Source organism: Corynebacterium sp. CCM 9203, from assembly GCF_041357675.1.
Classification (GTDB): domain Bacteria; phylum Actinomycetota; class Actinomycetes; order Mycobacteriales; family Mycobacteriaceae; genus Corynebacterium.
In genome coordinates, this window is the sequence record NZ_JAUERY010000003.1 from 327,608 (window position 1) to 344,470 (window position 16,863).

Consider the following 16,863-nt stretch of genomic DNA (forward strand, 5'->3'; position numbering starts at 1 on the left):
GGCCGCACATGAGCGCCTTACAGGAGGCACTGACATCATGAGCATCCAGAAACCCGAGCTTCCGGACCGCAACCTCGCGATGGAACTCGTCCGTGTCACCGAGGCGGGCGCACTCGCATCCGGCCGGTGGGTTGGACGCGGTAAGAAGAACGAGGGCGACGGCGCTGCAGTCGACGCGATGCGGAAGCTCATCAACTCCGTGAACATGCGTGGTGTCATCGTCATCGGTGAGGGCGAGAAGGACGAAGCCCCCATGCTGTTCAATGGTGAGGAGGTCGGCACCGGTGAAGGGGCCGCCGTGGACATCGCCGTGGACCCGGTCGATGGTACAACGTTGATGGCGGAGGGCCGTCCGAACGCCATCTCGGTGCTTGCGGCGGCAGAGCGCGGTTCGATGTACGACCCGTCCGCGGTCTTCTACATGGACAAGATCGCCTGCGGCCCTGAATCCGCCGGTAAGATCGACATCCTCGCCCCCGTCGAGTACAACATCAAGGCCGTGGCGAAGGCGAAGAGCATTCCCGTACACGACGTTACGGTCGTCGTACTTGACCGTCCCCGCCACCGCTCGCTGATCGCGGACATCCGTGAGGCGGGCGCAAAGGTCCGTCTCATCCGTGACGGCGACGTAGCCGGTGCGGTCGCCGCCGCACAGACCACCAACTCGGTGGACCTGATGATGGGTATCGGCGGCACCCCGGAGGGCATCATCACCGCCTGCGCCATGAAGTGTATGGGCGGTGAGATCCAGGGTAAACTCCACCCCACCAGCGACGAGGAGCGCCAGCGCGCGCTCGACGCCGGCCACGATCTGGATAGGATTTTGTTCACCGACGATCTGGTCCGTTCGGACAACTGCTACTTCGTTGCGACCGGTGTGACCAAGGGCGACATGCTGCGCGGTGTGACCTACCGCGCGTCGTCCGCGACAACCCGTTCGCTGGTCATGCGGTCCCGCTCCGGAACGGTGCGCCACATCGAGTCTGTACACCAACTGGCGAAGCTCCAGGAGTACTCCGTGGTGGACTACGGTTCCTGATCCGTCACCGGGGAACACCATCCTGAACACAGGGTATCGACACCCGCCCCTGGAAATCCGGCACGGGTGTCGTCGTTCTCTCGGGCACCGAAGGCTTGAGGTGTGACGGCCGCGGTTTGTGGGGAACCGGCTTGGAGAAGACCGAATCACCCCCGGATGTGTGGACCCGATGACGCTCCGTACGGCATTGCGCTGCGATCTGTTTCACAAGCCACCCACCACGGTGATGGGAACCTGACGACACCCCCGTTTTCGGCCATACTGGGAACGCGTGCACCGCATGGTGTCCGGGTCCGACCGACTGATCGACCCCGGTTGAGCACAGCGCTATGCAACCAGCATCGAGACATTCATTCACACGACAAAGAGGTTGGTTATTCATGACTGAGCAGGAATTCCGCATCGAACACGACACAATGGGCGAAGTGAAGGTCCCCGTCAATGCTCTCTGGCGCGCCCAAACTCAACGCGCCGTGGAGAATTTCCCGATCTCCGGGCGCGGCCTGGAGTCCGCGCAGATCCGGGCCATGGGCCTGCTCAAAGCCGCCTGTGCGCAGGTGAACAAGGATCGTGGACTTCTGGACGCGACGAAGGCTGATGCGATCATCGCCGCCGCACAGGAGATTGCGGAAGGTAAGCACGATGGTGAATTCCCCATCGATGTTTTCCAGACCGGTTCAGGTACCTCGTCCAACATGAACACGAACGAGGTCATCGCTTCTCTCGCCAAAAAGTCTGGCGTTGACGTCCACCCGAACGATGACGTCAACATGGGTCAGTCCTCAAACGACACCTTCCCCACCGCGACCCACGTCGCGGCCACGGAGGCAGCCGTCAAGGATCTGATTCCGGGCCTTCAGGTCCTGCATGATTCCCTTTCCGCAAAGGCGAAAGAATGGGAAAACGTCGTCAAGTCCGGCCGCACCCACCTGATGGATGCAGTTCCGGTAACGCTGGGCCAAGAGTTCGCCGGCTATGCGCGCCAGGTCGCCGCCGGCATTGAGCGTGTGGAAGCGTGTCTGCCCCGTCTCGGCGAACTCCCCATCGGTGGCACCGCCGTCGGCACGGGTCTGAACACCCCGGTCGGATTCGGTGAGGATGTGACTCGGGAACTGGTGAACCTCACGGGGGTTGAGGAACTGCGTGAGTGCATCAACCACTTCGAGGCGCAGGCTGCCCGGGACGGCCTGGTCGAGTTCTCCGGAGCCATGCGGACCGTCGCGGTGTCCCTGACCAAGATCGCCAACGACATCCGGTGGATGGGATCGGGCCCGTTGACCGGCTTGGGCGAAATCCATCTCCCGGATCTCCAGCCGGGTTCCTCGATCATGCCGGGCAAGGTCAATCCCGTGCTGTGCGAGACCGCAACCCAGGTTGCGTGCCAGGTCATCGGCAATGATGCAGCCGTCGCATTCGGCGGCGCACAGGGTGCTTTTGAACTGAACGTGTTCATCCCGATGATGGCCCGTAACGTCCTGGAGTCCGCTCGGCTCCTGGCGAACACCTCCCGGGTCTTCGCCGAGCGTCTGGTCGACGGCATCGAGCCGAACACCGAACACATGAAAACCCTGGCTGAGTCCTCTCCCTCAATCGTGACCCCGCTGAATTCCGCGATCGGCTACGAGAACGCCGCGAAGGTCGCCAAGACCGCACTGAAGGAGGGCACCACCATCCGTCAGACCGTTATTGACCTGGGCTTCGTCGACGGCGACAAGCTCACCGAGGAAGAGCTGGACAAGCGCCTCGACGTGCTCGCGATGTGCAACACGGACCGCGATTCCGAGTAGTCAACGCTCAGGACATGGGCAACGCTGTCCCGGCCCCCGCAGGTGTATAGAGCACCGGTGGGGGCTTCGTCTCCTCCGCATCCGGCAATGTGGCTGAGACGATGAGCTGTCCGTCCGACGACTGAATGTACTCGGTGCATTTTGTCGCACCCGCGTTTTTAGCTGCGCTCAGCGCCATACGCACCAGTGATCACCATTACTCGAGACGAAGGGACATGTGCAGTGCGAGCCATAATTGATGGTCACACAACCTGACCTGTAATTGCAGTGCAGGTTCTCCGCTGCGACGACCGATAACATCTGTAGCACTGCGGGGATCTCCTCCATGCCTTCTTCAATTGCATCGATTTCAAGGAAAACACCGTCATTGGCAAGTAGCCCCATCCACTGGCCAGTACCAAAAACCCGGAACACATTAGCGAAAAGCTACCGAATCTTCCGTAACCGGTGACGAACGCTGCCTTTCTGATGAGCAATCGTCTCCGTCCGGACAACGGGAGTGCCACGGAACCCGGTGTGATCGATACAGGTGAATTACTGCGCCGACAGAGGAGAAACTGTCACACCAACCCCCGGTCGACACCGGAGGGGCGGCGCGCGAGCTGGCCGGACGTCCACACGAGTCTCGTTGATGCCGCGAGTAGCTATCTGGAGACCCATCCGGGGAAAAGAAACCGTCGACGGTGGAAGTATCCTCACAGCAAAAACCGATGGCGCCAGTTCAGCACACATCGGCTTTTTGTGTCTTTACGGGTAACCAGTTACACAGATTCAGGCTTCGGCAGGAGTTTCTCCCAGATGACGGTGTCTCGCCACTGACCCGCGAGTTCGCCGTAGGGCATCTTCGCGAGATGGCTGAGTGTGCCGGCTTTTTCAAAACCCCGGGACTGGTGGAGTTTCGTGGATCCGGTGTTCTCCGGGAAGATCCAGGAGTGGATCGCCCACTTCTCCAGCTCGATGCATTTCGCGATGAGGGTATCCAGCAACGCGCCCGCCACCCCGCGCCCCTGAGCTTTGGGATCGATGTAGATCGAATCCTCGACGACGCCGTGGAACACCTCGCGCTGCGAGATAGGAGCGGCGGAGACCCAACCAAGGACGGTCTCGTTGTCGGAACGTTCAACCGCGACAAAGGCGCAGTCCATGATCTTGTGGCTGTTGAATTCCTCCCAGCTCATGGCGTGGCGCTCGTAGGTCGCGTGGCCGGTGTCCAAGCCTCGCTCGTAGATGTACCGGACCTGACCGTAATCGTCTTCGGTCAGCGGTCGGATGATGAAGTCGCGTTCAGACATGCCACGAAGAATATTGCGTGGGGGCACCCACGGCAACCTGAGAAAAAGGTAAGCTCTTTGACCAGCACAGTCTCGGAAAAACATCTGTCCCTGCATGATGCGAAAACGAGAAAATCCCCGGAGATTGCCGGGGATTTCTCAGTGCATTGCACCCATCAGAGGGAGAGTGGTCTCATTCTCCGATCAGTGGGTCTCAACCTTGGCGCTCCAGGTGCCATCGGTCTTGGACCAGATGATGTCTCCGTGCTCGAAGTTCTGCGCCCAGCCATTGCCGTCCTTGCGCTCAATCTCATAGGCGGTGGGCAAGCCCAGATCCGAGTCGAGTCCCCCCTCCTTCATCCATGCCTCGGCGATCTTGCCGTTAAGACGGTGGGCACCGGTCTCCTTGGAGTAGGCGATGTAGTAGCCCTCGTTGAAGGCGGCGAGGTAACGGCCGTCCTTCTCCTTGACCTCCGTCAGCTTACCGAGGTGACCTGCAGTGCCGCCAAGGGATTCGTACATGTCGACGATCGGGGTAGGCACGCTGACGTTCTTACCGGATGCATCCGTGACATCGGTGTTCTGGTCGTCTCCGTCGTCCTGTGCGTCCTTCTTAGCATTCTTAGCCGTATCCTTGGCATCCTTAGCCGTATCCTTGGCATCCTTAGCCGCGTCCTTGGCATCATCCTTGGCGTCCTTGGCCGCATCCTTGGCGTCCTCGGCTGCGTTTTCAGCGCTGTCCTTGACGTCTTCAGCGCCATCCTTGACGGCATCCTTGGCGTCCTCGGCGGTGTCCTTGATCGCATCCCCGGCATCTGAAGCCGCGTCAGCGACCTTGTCGGTCGCGTTATCCAGGTCTTCCTTGGCTTCCTGAGAGCAGGCGACGGCGCTCAAAGAGATGCCCAGTGCCGCAACACCAGCAAGAATTCGGGTACGGGTTTTCTTGGTCATGAGAATCAAATCCTTAGATTCAGGGGAGTTCAGTGCCGAGTACCTACTATGACACCTCTGCTTCACCTAATGCCAATCCTGATACCAATGCGTCACAATCCCGTCACTGACTTGTAACACCATTATTCTTGGCGGTGCGTGAAAAGAAGCCGATTATCTGCGGCGGCGTTGACGCTTTGGGCCGCCGCTCCCCTCCCTGACGCCCGGCTGGCGGCGCGTGCCCCCGATGCCTTCCCGTCGCGCCTTCTTCACCGCCGCTTTCTCCGCCGCACTCCGTTTAGGCTGCACCGTTCTTGAACTTCCCCCCGTCCGCCCCCTGGCGATACCCACGAAATCCTGAATTTCGTCACAGTCGTCCCGCATGCGCCAGACGAGAGCGACGGTTGTCGGGTCACCGCCGAGGTAGTCACGGTTTTCCGTTCTCCTTGATCCGAGCCTGCGCAGCAACGGTCTCGGCCCAATGGCGACGCCGACCCCGGTCGCGACAACGTCGATCCCTTCATTGAGTGCCACGATATCCACAACACCATCTTCCCCGGGAGAGTAGAAGATACTGTGGCCCGCAAGATCATCATCCCCCAACGCCTCGGTGAGCGTGAGTTCACTGTCCTTCGGAACCGCAACTCCGGGTTGTTCTTCGTAGAGTTTCACCAGGTGAAATGTGTCATCTATGCGGAGATCTGGCAACCGGACGAGCGCAATGTCCGCCCGCCCGTCAATGAGTCGGCCGAGAGGATCGGGGCTCTCTTCGGTCAGCGGCTCCCGATGACCCGTGCGCTCAGTGAATCGAGTGAACCACTTGCCGGGTGCGGTTCCCGTGGCGAACGCGATGGAGAGAGCCGACTCGGAGCTACGGAGATTCATACGCGGAATGTTACCGTGATGCAATGACAGAGCCTGAAGCACGCACGCCGTCGAGTACCGCAATGAAGCCGCTCACCGCAGCCAAGAAGCTGGGCATCTACCTGCCTGCGGCACCGGAGGAGTTCCAGCGCAATGCGCTGACCCACGCGGAGTTCGCCGAACTCCAGCACAATCCGCCGCAGTGGCTGACCGACCTGCGGGCCACCGGACCGCATCCTCGGCCGGAAGTTGCGCGGAAACTCGGCGTCACCGTCGCCGCGCTCAAGCGCAATGACATGGACCGACCCCTGACCACCGATGAGATCAAGACACTCCTCGCCGACCAGCCTGAGTGGCTGCGGAAGGCCCGGACCACACTCGCAGAAGAGCGTGCAGCGGAATCCCGCAAAGCCACCGCTGGGGACCCCACGGAAACCGGTGACACCGCGGAGGAAGGATAGCACTCGCGCCAGGTACCCCGTTCCGGGGCTGATATGGATGACAGAAAGATGAATTAACGGTAACCAAACGAAAAATCCCCAGCAGAAAAAGCAGCGCATTCGATATGACGCCATTGGTAATATGATCCACTGATTAACTGCAAGGGACCGTGATCCGTATCTCATTTCCCCATCGGAGCGACCTTGCAATGAATACCCACCGCCGTTCCCTCCTCTCCACACTCACCGTGGGCACACTGACATTCAGCGGTCTGGCAGCGCCGACCGCGAGCGCTGAGGAAGTGACGCCAGTCACCCTCAACATCCTGGCTACCAGTGACTTCCACGGTCACATTTCGGTGGCCCGGGACCGCGATGGTTCCCTCCTCGATCCCGGGGCCGCAGCTCTCGCCTGCTTCATCAATGCCGAACGGGACAGCAATCCAAACACGAACTTCGTCGCCGCCGGTGACCTCATCAGCGGCTCTCCCTTCGTTTCCTCGATTCTCCGCGACAAGCCCACCTTGGATGTATTCAACGCCATGGGCCTCGATGTGTCAGCCCTGGGCAATCACGAGTTCGACAATGGCTTCGAGGACGTCAGCACCCGAGTCTCCTTCGACGGCACGGGCCAGGCGCGATTCCCCTACATTGCGGCGAACATCACCGGCGCCGATCCGGCACCAGCGCCCAGCCACATCATCACCACCGAGTCCGGGATCCGGGTTGCATACATCGGTGGAGTGACTGCGGAGACCCCCTCCATCGTCAACCCCGACGGCGTCGCAGGCCTACGGTTCAGCGAACCCGTAGCCGCGATGAATGCCGAGGCCGAACGGATCGCCAGGGCCGATGTGGCAGACATCATCATCGGACTCGTTCATGAAGGAGTCCACGTGAACTCCGGATTCAGCGACGTGTTCGACGCCGTCGTCGCGGGGCACACCCACAAGGAGACCCTCGAAACCGGCCCTGAACGCAAGGGCCGCCAACCTCTCGTCGTTGTGCAGCCCGGCGAATACGGGCGCCTGCTCTCCGACATCGACATCGTGATTGATCCCTCGACCGGTGAGGTCACCTCCGTCACCGCCTCAAACCACACCGCCGACGACATCTGGGCGAAGTGCAGCAAAAACCCCGACACCGAGGTGCAGGCGATAGTGACCGCCGCAGAGGAAGCGGCCGCCGAGGAGGGGCAACGGGTCGTTGCGACCGTCCCGGATGCCTTCCTGCGTGGTCGGGATTCCACTGACAGTGACACCGGCGGCAACCGGGGCGTGGAGTCCTCCCTGAACAGTCTTCTCGCCGATGCGGCACTCGATTCCATTAACGCGAAGACAGCACTGAAAGCCGACATCGGCATCATGAACGCCGGTGGTGTGCGGGCGGACCTCGCGGCCGGCGAGGTGACCTTCGCCGACGCGTACCAGGTCCAGCCCTTCGGCAACCCGATCGGCACGGTCGACATGACCGGTGCACAGTTCATCGAACTCCTGGAGCAGCAGTGGAAACCCGGCCAGTCCCGGACCCGTCTCGCCTTGGGTCTCTCATCAAATGTCACCTACATTTACGATCCGGCCGGTGAACAGGGTGCCCGGATCACCCGGGTACTGGTCAACGGTGCCCCGATCGATCCCACAGCCACCTACCGTGTCGCCGGGAACCGGTTCCTGCTCAACGAAGGTGACAGTTTCACCGCTTTCGGCACCCAAACGGGATCGAACACCTTCACCGACACCGGTCTGCTGGACGTTGATCTGTTTATCAGCTACCTCGCGGCTAACCCGAACATCGCGCCCCGTAACCAGCAGACCTCCGTCGGCGTCCACCTGGACGGAGCAGCCGACGACGGATCGGTGAAGGCGGGCTCCAAGATCACGGTCAACCTGTCCTCACTCTCCTACACCGGCGGGGAACCGGTTCCGGACAACGTCACCGTCACGCTGGGCAACGAGAAAGTGACCGTCCCGGTCGACAACACCATCGTCGCCGGCAACGATGAGACCGGCCGTGCGACCGTGCCCCTGACTGTCCCGGTCGGCTCCGATACACTCACCCTCCACATCGAAACCGATTCCGGCACCATCGCAGAACTGCCTCTCACCGTCACAGGTGGTGACACCGGTGAACCGGAGCCCCCGACCCCCGGCAGTGCGTCGGTCCTCAGCTCGGGTATCCAGAAGCTGAGCAGTCCCCTCGGTAACCTGGCGTACATCCTCAACGGAGGTCTCGCGGCTCTCATCGAGCTGTTCATCGCCTGGTTGGGCATCCGGTGAGGTACACGGTCATGACACGACGACTCTCACTCCCGACCACCGCCCTCATCACTGTCGGTGTCTCCCTACTCGCGGGAGTTCTCCCCTCGACAGCGACACCCGCCGGAGACAACATCGTCATCAGCCAGGTCTACGGTGGTGGCGGAAACAAGGATGCCGCACTCACTTCGGACTTCATCGAGCTGTACAACCCGACCAGCTCCCCCATCAGCGTCGACGGGTGGACCCTGCAGTACCTCTCCGCGAAGAACACGACGGCGAAACCCGGACAGATCAGTGAGCTGACGGGGACAATCGCACCGCACTCCCACCTGCTGATCCGCGGGGCACGGGGATCCGGTGGCACCGTCGACTTCGCGGCAGACATCGACGCACCGCAACTCGCGGTGGGAAGCAGGGCCGGTGCGGTGGTCCTGGCCACCGACGCCACCCCGTTCAACGCCGACACTGCCGGCGGTTCCGCCATCGACATCCTCGGCTACGGCGGCGCAGCGGTTTCCGAGGGAACCCCGGCACAGTCTCTGGACAACACTCTGGCAGCCACCCGCGGTGACGACGGGGCGGACACCGATGACAATGCCACGGATTTCACCGCCGCCGTCCCCTCCCCGAGGTACTCGGGCGGCGCAGCCATGGGCGCCACGGTCCCTGATCCCGAACCGGATCCCGGAACACCCGCCCCAGCCGATCCCCGAGAGGTGACGATCGCGGAGATTCAGGGCGTGGGTGACGTCTCCCCGCTCGTCAATGAGAAGGTACGTACCACCGGAATCATCACCGCCACCTGGCCGGACGGCGGACTCGGCGGTTTCGCGCTGCAGACCGGAGGCACCGGTCAGCTCCACGGCGCGAATGCGGCATCCACGGGTGTCTTCATCTACACCGGGCGGGGTTCCGAGCCCTCTACTGATCTCATCGGTTCCTGCGTGAGCGTCACCGGAACGGTTTCGGAATTCCACGGACAGACCCAGGTCGCGGGGCAATTCGTCCCGATCGACGCGGCGACCACACACGACTGCGCGGAACCCGTCACCCCGATCACCGACACGATCCCCGAGGATCCGGCACTGCGGGAAGCCCACGAAGGTATGCTCTTCCAGCCAACGGGCGTGCACACGGTGACCGAGAACTACAACCTCAACAGATACGGCAGCTTCGGTGTGGTCGCGGGTGACACCCCGCTGTACCAGGCGACCGACGTTGTCCAGCCCGGCGCGGCCGCTATCGCGTACGAGCGGGACAACGCACGCCGACTGCTGACAATCGACGACGGCAGTTCCCGTGATTTCCTCCGCAACAATGAGGCCCGCGACGTGCCTCTGCCGTATCTCAGCGCCGGTGGAGAGCCCCGCCCCCTTCGCACCGGGGATCACGTGACCTTTTCTCGGCCGATGGTGCTCGGCTACTCCTTCGGGTCATGGACCCTGCAGCCGACCACCCCCGTCGATGGTTCGACCCCGGCAGACGGCCTACCGGTGGATTGGACCTCCGGCCGGGATGCGGAACGCGGCGGGCCGGACGAGGTCGGTGGCGACACGAGCCTGGCGAGCTTCAACGTCCTCAACTTCTTCACCGATCTCGGCCGCGACGAACCGGGGTGTGCTCCGGTCACGGACCGTGCCGGTATTCCGGTAACCGGTGACCGCTGCACGGTCCGGGGCGCCTATACACCGGAGGCGCTGGCGGACCAGCGGGCGAAGATCGTCTCTGCGATCAACACCCTGGACGCCGATATCCTCGGATTGGAGGAGATTGAGGACAGTTCCCGGTTCGGACACGACCGCGACGCCACGCTCAACCATCTCGTCGACGCACTGAATGCAGCCGGAGGGAACTGGGCCGCGGTGCCTTCTCCAACGACCATTCCGGGTGGGTCGGGTGCTGGTGACGTGATCCGCACCGCCTTCATCTACGATCCGGCGCGCGTCCGTCCGGTCGGTGAGTCCAGGATCCTCACGGACGAGGCCTTCACCGGCATCGCCCGGGAACCACTCGCCCAGGAATTCGCTCCGGTGGACGGCGGCACACACGTCGTGGCGGTGGTCAACCACTTCAAGTCGAAGGGTTCTGTCGCTCGCGGTGACGCGGACACCGGCGACGGTCAGGGCAACAATGCCAGGTTGCGTGCCGCCCAGTCCCTGGCGCTGGTGTCCTGGCTCGCGGATCAAGAGGACTGGGGTGACCTCCCGCAGTTCATCATCGGGGACCTGAACTCCTATTCCCGCGAGGACGCGGTGCGGATCATCGAGGACGCCGGATTCACCAACGTCGGCCGGCACTTCGACGCCGGAACGAGCTACCAGTACGGGGGCCGTCTGGGTTCCCTCGACCATGTCCTAGCCAACCGGCGGGGTATGGCGGTGACCACGGGAGCCGATGTGTGGGACATCAACTCCGACGAGTCCACCGCGTTCGAGTACTCAAGGCGGAACGTTAACGCGGTCGATTACTTCGCCCCCGACCCGTTCCGTGCCTCCGACCATGATCCGATCAAGGTCGGGTTCTCCCTCGGTGGAGGCACGCCCGGGCCCGGGACACCGGACGGATCAACGGGACCGGTGCAGGGGTCGACGTTCCGGGCGGTGGTGGCGGGATTCCTGACACTGCTGGGACTCGGGGGGCTCATTGCGTGGCTCACTGGACTCCCCGCACTAAAGGGACTGCTCCATCGCTGATCGCACGACGGTTTCACGGGACGGCCCCCGCACATCCGGAAGGAATGGTGCGGGGGCCGTTCCGTGTTTCCACAACTCCGATGGAGCAGTGGACTACTTGCACCCATATACCCCGGGGGGTATATAATTCCGTATCGGTACTCCCGTCAACACACCATGAGACTCATCATCGCCGGAGGTGTCACAGTCGGAATCACCTGCGCCCCCACTCCCGCACCCGGCCAAATCCGTCAAAATCATCGCCCTCGAACTTGTTCTCTCACCTTCGCGAGCTACAGACTCCTCTACTAGACGGAAAAGAAAAACACCGCGGGCATCTTGCCCATCCAGGCCCTGGAATCACTGCGCAGCACCGCGAACGGAAGGCCCATCCCAGATCCTGTACACGTCCAACGCGTATTCGTATCTGGCCTACCGTTTCCGCGATCAGAGATCAGAACGGTATCGACGCCGTGCCCCTCTCCGGCGGCATACTAACCCTCGAAGCCCGGATGGGGGCACAACCAACGTCGTCCTCAAACCCAACCGGTCCTGACGGCAAACTGCACGAAAACCCACCTCAATCCCACGGAGCGATACCACCATGACCGACTTCCAACCCGAGGACAAGAAACGCATACTCAACCGGCTGCGCCGCGCACGCGGACAACTGAACGCCGTCATCGAAGCGGCGGAATCTGGCGCGCCCTGCCGGGACGTCGTCACCCAGTTGGCTGCCCTCAGTTCGGCTCTCGACCGGGCCGGCTACGCCATCATCTCCGGAGCGATGAAAGGGTGCCTCCGTGACGAAGACTCCCGGGAGGACGGCGACCTCACCCCCGAGGAACTGGAGAAACTGTTTCTCATGCTCGCCTGAGCACCCGACCACACCTCACAGAAACCGCTAACCCAATCAAGGAGAACACGATGTGTAGAGCAGTCACCTGCCGCAAATGCGGGAAAACAACCTGGGCCGGATGCGGCCAACACGTCGAACAGGTCATGCGCAACGTCCCGAAATCGGAGCGGTGCCCGGGACACGCCGATGAACCGCCAACCGGATTTCTCGCTCGCCTCTTCAAGCGGAGCTGAGTCTGTCCGTCTCCACTCCCGGGTACAGGCGCTACACTCGGCGATGATCCGACTAGCAGAGACCAGACGAGACCACACCGCCGGTCCCCCGTGCGGTGACGGAAGGATGATCGGCTCCATGCCCGAGAAAAACAACAACACCTCACGTTCCACCGTCCGTCTCGACGTGAAGGCAACCGGCGAAACGGCAGACGGCATCCCGGTGGTCCTCATCGGATCCCTCGGCTCCGACCGTTCGATGTGGGAGGAACAGATCGGACCGTTATCGGAGAAGTGGCCCCTGGTGGCCGTGGATCTTCGTGGTCACGGTGCCTCCCCGGTGCCGGACGGACCCTACTCGATGCCGGATCTCGCGGCGGACGTGCTGGCGACCCTCGACGACATGAGAGTCCGACGTGCACACATCGTCGGCCTCTCCCTCGGCGGTGCAATCGCCCAGCAGATCGCGCTAGACGCACCCGAGCGGGTGACCAGTCTGACCCTGGTGTCCACCGCGGCGAAGTTCGGCGAGGAACAAACATGGCGGGACAAGGCCGCCACCGTGCGTGCGGAGGGGACGAAGGCACTGGCGCATACCGTCGCACACAACTGGTTCACACCGACGTTCGGTGAGGCCGGAGCCTTCGCTGACTATGAGGCGATGGTGTCCGCCTGCCCGGACGAGGGCTACGCGGCGTGCTGCGAGGCACTCGCCGAGTTCGACTCCCGCCCCCGGCTGGGTGAGATCAGCGCCCCGACGCTGGTCATCTCCGCCACCGACGACCCCTCCACCCCGCCGGACGTGGTGCGCGTCCTCGCCGACGGAATCCCCGGCGCCCGTCTCGAGTCCGTGAGCCCGGCCGCCCACCTCGTCAACGTGGAGCAAGCCGCCGTGGTCAACCAACTGCTCGCCGAGCATTTCACCGCCGCGGTCTGATCCCACCCGGACAACAGCCGGACGCGAAACCGCCCGCCCCACCGGTGTACAAAAACGGTGAGACGGGCGGTTTTCCGTGTCACGAGCGGATCGGTCATCCGGCCGATGAAGTGACTGTGTACCTGAACGGTCCCTGTCCAATCCGGTGAGTTCGCCAGAGCCAATCGACGGTGACACCTCGTGTTGACGAGGAAGTGTGGTCCGGCGGCACTCGATAGCCGACCGACGAAGTTTAAAAACCAGCCGGATCACCATGCTCTAGCTTCTGTGGCACACGGGATGACGTACGTTCATGCCCTTACAGACTGGTTTTCCTCCATTCGTAGCAGCCCGGTTTTTAGACCGTCCTCTCCCCCCCTGAGCGATCGAATGCGATGTAGTCTAGTCGATATCAGTGCGTCGTTACGCCATCGTCCTGGAAATAGTCCGACTACTGCACTCCCATCATCGTGACCGTTGCCGTCAGCACCACGAAGGGCGTCCCATGCCAGACCACTGGCATGGGACGCCCTTCGTGGTGACTACTGAGGTTCCTGCTCGTCCTTGGCTGCCACGATCATGTGTGCCAGGACCTCAAGGAACTTGTCGAGTTTGTCTGGGTCAGCCGTGATGGCCTCGAAGACCTCCTGAGACTCCCGGGCCGCCTGGACGATGGCACCGAAGCCCTTGTTTTTGAAGGCGTCTGTACCGGCAATCTGGGAAGGGTCGTTCTCCCTTGCAAGTGCCTGCACGGTCTTGTCCTCCACAAGGATGCCGTAGCTCGCGCGGATCGCCGATCCCGCCGCTTCTGACGAGCCTTCGAGGCCTAGATCCGCCATGAGCTGATTGACCTGATCCACTGCCTCGTCGAACGCAGCCTGAACCGGTGAGTTCTCTCCTACCGGGCGGCCATCAAAACCCGGTAGCTCAAGCTTGCCGTCGGCTTCTTCACCAGCCAGACCAAGATCAGAGGAGTCAGAAACCGGTTCCACCGCCACACCGACCAGCTCGATACCGACGGTGTAGTCATCATCGTCATCCTGGTGCTCGAGATTGAGGTTCTTCGACAGAAGGCCCGCCACAATGGCTCTCTTGTGCAGCAGGGCGTCCTGGAAGTCGACGATCTGGCTGAGGAACTCCCACGCATGGGCGTACTTGATGAGGTTGGTTCTAAAGGAATTGCCGGTCTCGTATGCTTCCTTGTCCTGCTTCATACGGGCATCGCGCATGTGTTTGTTCCATCGGTCCCGGATGGGTGACACGAGCCCTTGAAGGGTCTCGGCATCCTTGCGCGCAATGTAGGCGTCAGCGAGCTTATCGAGTTCCTCCGGGGTGTAGAACGCGGCTGCATCGAGAATGTCGCCCAGATCAGCCAGAGCATTCGCCGGGATCTCGTCCTCAATGTGGGCATCGCGGTAGTAGGGCGTGAAGGACTCGAGGATGGACGAAGGCTCGTTGATGAAGTCGACGACCATCGGCTTCGGCTTGTCCGGAAACACCCGATTCAACCGTGACAGGGTCTGCACGGCCTGGACACCTGAAAGCTTGCGGTCAACATACATGGCACAGAGACTCGGCTCATCGAACCCGGTCTGGAACTTGTTCGCGACGATGAGCACCTTGGCTTCGTCGTGCTCCCGGAAGTGCAGAGCAGTGTCGCGCACACCATTCATTGAGGCTTCGGTGACCTCCATGGCATCGTCGCCTTCCCCGTAGGTCAGTGCCCCGGAGAACGCTACCAGGGTGGTCATATCCCTGTATCCGCGCTTGGCGATGTACTCGTTCATCTTGTGCGACCACGTGGCAGCCGACATCCGGTCCGCCGCCACCACCATGGCCTTGGCGGTCCCGTTGAGGTGATGCATGACATTTCGACGGAAGTGCTCGACAGTCACCTCGACCTTCTGGGCAATCGAGGTCGGGTGCATACGCACAAAGCGCACCATATCGGATACCGCTTCACCAAAATTGACGGTGTCCTCACGGCCGAGTTCGTCTCGAATACGGGCAAACATGGCATAGGTGGAGTAGTTGGCCAGAACATCGAGGATGAATCCCTCTTCGATGGCCTGACTCATCTGGTACGTATCGAACGCTACTCGGCGGTCAGGGTTGTTCGGGTCCTCCGCTCCGTACGCCGCCAACGTCTTCGGCTTCGGGGTGGCCGTGAGTGCGATGAAGCTCAGGTTCGGAGAGTTGGCCACCGCCTTATCCATGGCCAGCAGGACATCATCGGCGGAGATGTCCTCGCCGTCAGGAATCTCCGCATCGACGAGAATCTCACGCAACCGGGTCGCCGCTTCACCGTGCTGGGAGGAGTGCGCCTCGTCCATGATGACGCAATAGTTGCGCCCAGCCAGAGCAGGTGATTGCTCCATCATTTTCGCCAGAGCAGGGAAAGTCTGGATGGTGCAGGAAATGATGTGCCCACCCTGGGTCAGGGCCGCCTCGAGTGTCTTTAACTTGGATCCGAGCTTATTGTCAACGTTGACGACCAGTCCCTCGGAGGCCCGCAGCAGGTCCAGGCCTTCCTTGATGTTGTCGTCGAGCACAGTGCGATCCGTGACGACGATGACTGAATCGAACACCGGCTTACCTGAGGAATCAATAAAGCGCCCGGCCCGGTGCGCAAGCCAAGCGATGGTCTTGGTCTTACCGGAGCCAGCGGAGTGCTGGATCAGGTAGCGACCACCAGCACCGCGGTCGGCGATGTCACCAATGACTTTCTCGGTGGCCCGCAACTGGTGATAGCGAGGGAACACCAGCCGTCCCTTGTTGCCTTTGGAGGACGGCTCCCATAGCGCGTAGTCACGCAGAATACGCAGGAACAGCTCAGGTTCGAAGACCTCCTCCCACAGATACGCGGTGTCTGAGCCCATGGGGTTCGCAGGATTGCCCGCATGACCGTCGTTGCCCTGATTGAAGGGCAGGAAGAAGGTATCCAGACCAGCCAGCACCGTAGTCATGTAGACCTCCTGGTTGGATACCGCAAAATGCACCAATGCCCGGCCCAGCTTGAGCAGAGGGCGGTTCTTCGTCGGCTTCCGATCAACCTTGTACTGCTTGACGGCATCGCGCACTGCCTGGGTGTTGTCAGTCTTCAACTCCAAAGTAGCCACGGGAATACCATTGACGGTCAAGACCAGATCAAGAGTGTCGGTACCAGCTACGTCGAAAGGGACCTGACGCAGTACGCGCAGCCGGTTGTGCATCGCCTGCTCGATGGCACCGGTGTAGAGCGGATTCTCGGGGATAAAGCCACCATCGGTCCAAAAGTGGCCTTCATCTGGCCACGCTGGGCGTGAGAAAAACCCTTTCTCAGAGTACCGAGGAGACCCTGCTGAACTTTCTTCGTCCGAGCGTTGAGGATGGGTGCCTTGTCCAACACTTGCGTCAATCGGTCAAGGAGCTTTGCGACATAGACGTCACGCTGTACACCAGTCAACGATCCAGGTACCGCTTTGGCGAACTCCTCGGGGTACTGGGTTTCAATCCAGTACGGCACGTCTGGGACGTACAGTGCGCGGGCCTTGTCCCACCCGACGCTGCTACCGCCACCCGTGTGAGGCGAGGTGGCTGACAATAGCGTCTTCAAATGCCTGCCCCATTGTGGAC

The 16,863-nt window shown here is 61.7% G+C and carries 12 protein-coding genes; 7 read left to right on the top strand and 5 right to left on the bottom strand.

Annotation, left to right across the window (positions count from 1 at the left end):
• Positions 1 to 37 precede the first annotated feature (37 nt).
• On the top strand, positions 38 to 1,039 hold the full coding sequence (gene glpX, locus QWU44_RS08175) for a class II fructose-bisphosphatase (RefSeq protein WP_370915186.1): 1,002 nt from the start codon (positions 38 to 40) through the stop codon (positions 1,037 to 1,039).
• 380 nt (positions 1,040 to 1,419) lie between these two features.
• On the top strand, positions 1,420 to 2,826 hold the full coding sequence (locus tag QWU44_RS08180; protein WP_370915187.1) for a class II fumarate hydratase: 1,407 nt from the start codon (positions 1,420 to 1,422) through the stop codon (positions 2,824 to 2,826).
• Between the two features lie 7 nt (positions 2,827 to 2,833).
• Here QWU44_RS08180 and QWU44_RS08185 read toward each other — a convergent pair whose 3' ends face one another.
• From QWU44_RS08185 to QWU44_RS08200, 4 genes are all read right to left on the bottom strand, one after another.
• Positions 2,834 to 3,004, bottom strand: a complete 171-nt coding sequence (locus QWU44_RS08185; RefSeq protein ID WP_370915188.1) for a hypothetical protein — start codon at positions 3,002 to 3,004, stop codon at positions 2,834 to 2,836.
• Between the two features lie 583 nt (positions 3,005 to 3,587).
• Positions 3,588 to 4,118 (bottom strand): N-acetyltransferase family protein, encoded by a 531-nt coding sequence (locus QWU44_RS08190; protein ID WP_370915189.1) that lies wholly within the window; start codon positions 4,116 to 4,118, stop codon positions 3,588 to 3,590.
• 183 nt (positions 4,119 to 4,301) lie between these two features.
• On the bottom strand, positions 4,302 to 5,048 hold the full coding sequence (locus QWU44_RS08195) for an LGFP repeat-containing protein (protein WP_370915190.1): 747 nt from the start codon (positions 5,046 to 5,048) through the stop codon (positions 4,302 to 4,304).
• 153 nt (positions 5,049 to 5,201) lie between these two features.
• A complete protein-coding gene (locus tag QWU44_RS08200; RefSeq protein WP_370915191.1) occupies positions 5,202 to 5,912 on the bottom strand; it encodes a LysR family transcriptional regulator substrate-binding protein in 711 nt (236 codons plus the stop codon).
• A gap of 23 nt (positions 5,913 to 5,935) precedes the next feature.
• Here QWU44_RS08200 and QWU44_RS08205 point away from each other — a divergent pair, with 23 nt between their 5' ends.
• The 5 genes from QWU44_RS08205 (at position 5,936) to pcaD (ending at position 13,269) form a co-directional block, all read left to right on the top strand.
• Positions 5,936 to 6,352, top strand: coding sequence for a DUF5997 family protein (locus tag QWU44_RS08205; protein WP_370915192.1), 417 nt, complete (start codon positions 5,936 to 5,938; stop codon positions 6,350 to 6,352).
• A gap of 188 nt (positions 6,353 to 6,540) precedes the next feature.
• A complete protein-coding gene (locus tag QWU44_RS08210; protein WP_370915193.1) occupies positions 6,541 to 8,607 on the top strand; it encodes a bifunctional UDP-sugar hydrolase/5'-nucleotidase in 2,067 nt (688 codons plus the stop codon).
• 11 nt (positions 8,608 to 8,618) lie between these two features.
• Entirely contained in the window at positions 8,619 to 11,282 is a 2,664-nt protein-coding gene (locus QWU44_RS08215) for an ExeM/NucH family extracellular endonuclease (RefSeq protein ID WP_370915194.1), read from the top strand.
• A 583-nt stretch (positions 11,283 to 11,865) separates the two neighbouring features.
• Positions 11,866 to 12,138, top strand: coding sequence for a metal-sensitive transcriptional regulator (locus QWU44_RS08220; RefSeq protein ID WP_370915195.1), 273 nt, complete (start codon positions 11,866 to 11,868; stop codon positions 12,136 to 12,138).
• A 333-nt stretch (positions 12,139 to 12,471) separates the two neighbouring features.
• Positions 12,472 to 13,269: a 3-oxoadipate enol-lactonase gene (gene pcaD / locus QWU44_RS08225; RefSeq protein WP_370915196.1), complete on the top strand. Its 798-nt coding sequence runs from the start codon at positions 12,472 to 12,474 to the stop codon at positions 13,267 to 13,269.
• 521 nt (positions 13,270 to 13,790) lie between these two features.
• Here pcaD and QWU44_RS08230 read toward each other — a convergent pair.
• Positions 13,791 to 16,460 (bottom strand): type I restriction endonuclease subunit R, encoded by a 2,670-nt coding sequence (locus QWU44_RS08230; RefSeq protein WP_370915197.1) that lies wholly within the window; start codon positions 16,458 to 16,460, stop codon positions 13,791 to 13,793.
• Between the last annotated feature and the right edge of the window lie 403 nt (positions 16,461 to 16,863).

What these genes read in the sequence shown, in the direction of transcription:
- QWU44_RS08205 (WP_370915192.1), top strand. Translation starts at nt 5,936, where the DNA reads ATGACAGAGCCTGAAGCACGCACGCCGTCGAGTACCGCAATGAAGCCG.
- QWU44_RS08195 (WP_370915190.1), bottom strand. Translation starts at nt 5,048, where the DNA reads ATGACCAAGAAAACCCGTACCCGAATTCTTGCTGGTGTTGCGGCACTG.
- glpX (WP_370915186.1), top strand. Translation starts at nt 38, where the DNA reads ATGAGCATCCAGAAACCCGAGCTTCCGGACCGCAACCTCGCGATGGAA.
- QWU44_RS08190 (WP_370915189.1), bottom strand. Translation starts at nt 4,118, where the DNA reads ATGTCTGAACGCGACTTCATCATCCGACCGCTGACCGAAGACGATTAC.
- QWU44_RS08220 (WP_370915195.1), top strand. Translation starts at nt 11,866, where the DNA reads ATGACCGACTTCCAACCCGAGGACAAGAAACGCATACTCAACCGGCTG.
- QWU44_RS08180 (WP_370915187.1), top strand. Translation starts at nt 1,420, where the DNA reads ATGACTGAGCAGGAATTCCGCATCGAACACGACACAATGGGCGAAGTG.
- QWU44_RS08215 (WP_370915194.1), top strand. Translation starts at nt 8,619, where the DNA reads ATGACACGACGACTCTCACTCCCGACCACCGCCCTCATCACTGTCGGT.
- pcaD (WP_370915196.1), top strand. Translation starts at nt 12,472, where the DNA reads ATGCCCGAGAAAAACAACAACACCTCACGTTCCACCGTCCGTCTCGAC.
- QWU44_RS08200 (WP_370915191.1), bottom strand. Translation starts at nt 5,912, where the DNA reads ATGAATCTCCGTAGCTCCGAGTCGGCTCTCTCCATCGCGTTCGCCACG.
- QWU44_RS08210 (WP_370915193.1), top strand. Translation starts at nt 6,541, where the DNA reads ATGAATACCCACCGCCGTTCCCTCCTCTCCACACTCACCGTGGGCACA.
- QWU44_RS08230 (WP_370915197.1), bottom strand. Translation starts at nt 16,460, where the DNA reads ATGCACAACCGGCTGCGCGTACTGCGTCAGGTCCCTTTCGACGTAGCT.
- QWU44_RS08185 (WP_370915188.1), bottom strand. Translation starts at nt 3,004, where the DNA reads ATGGCGCTGAGCGCAGCTAAAAACGCGGGTGCGACAAAATGCACCGAG.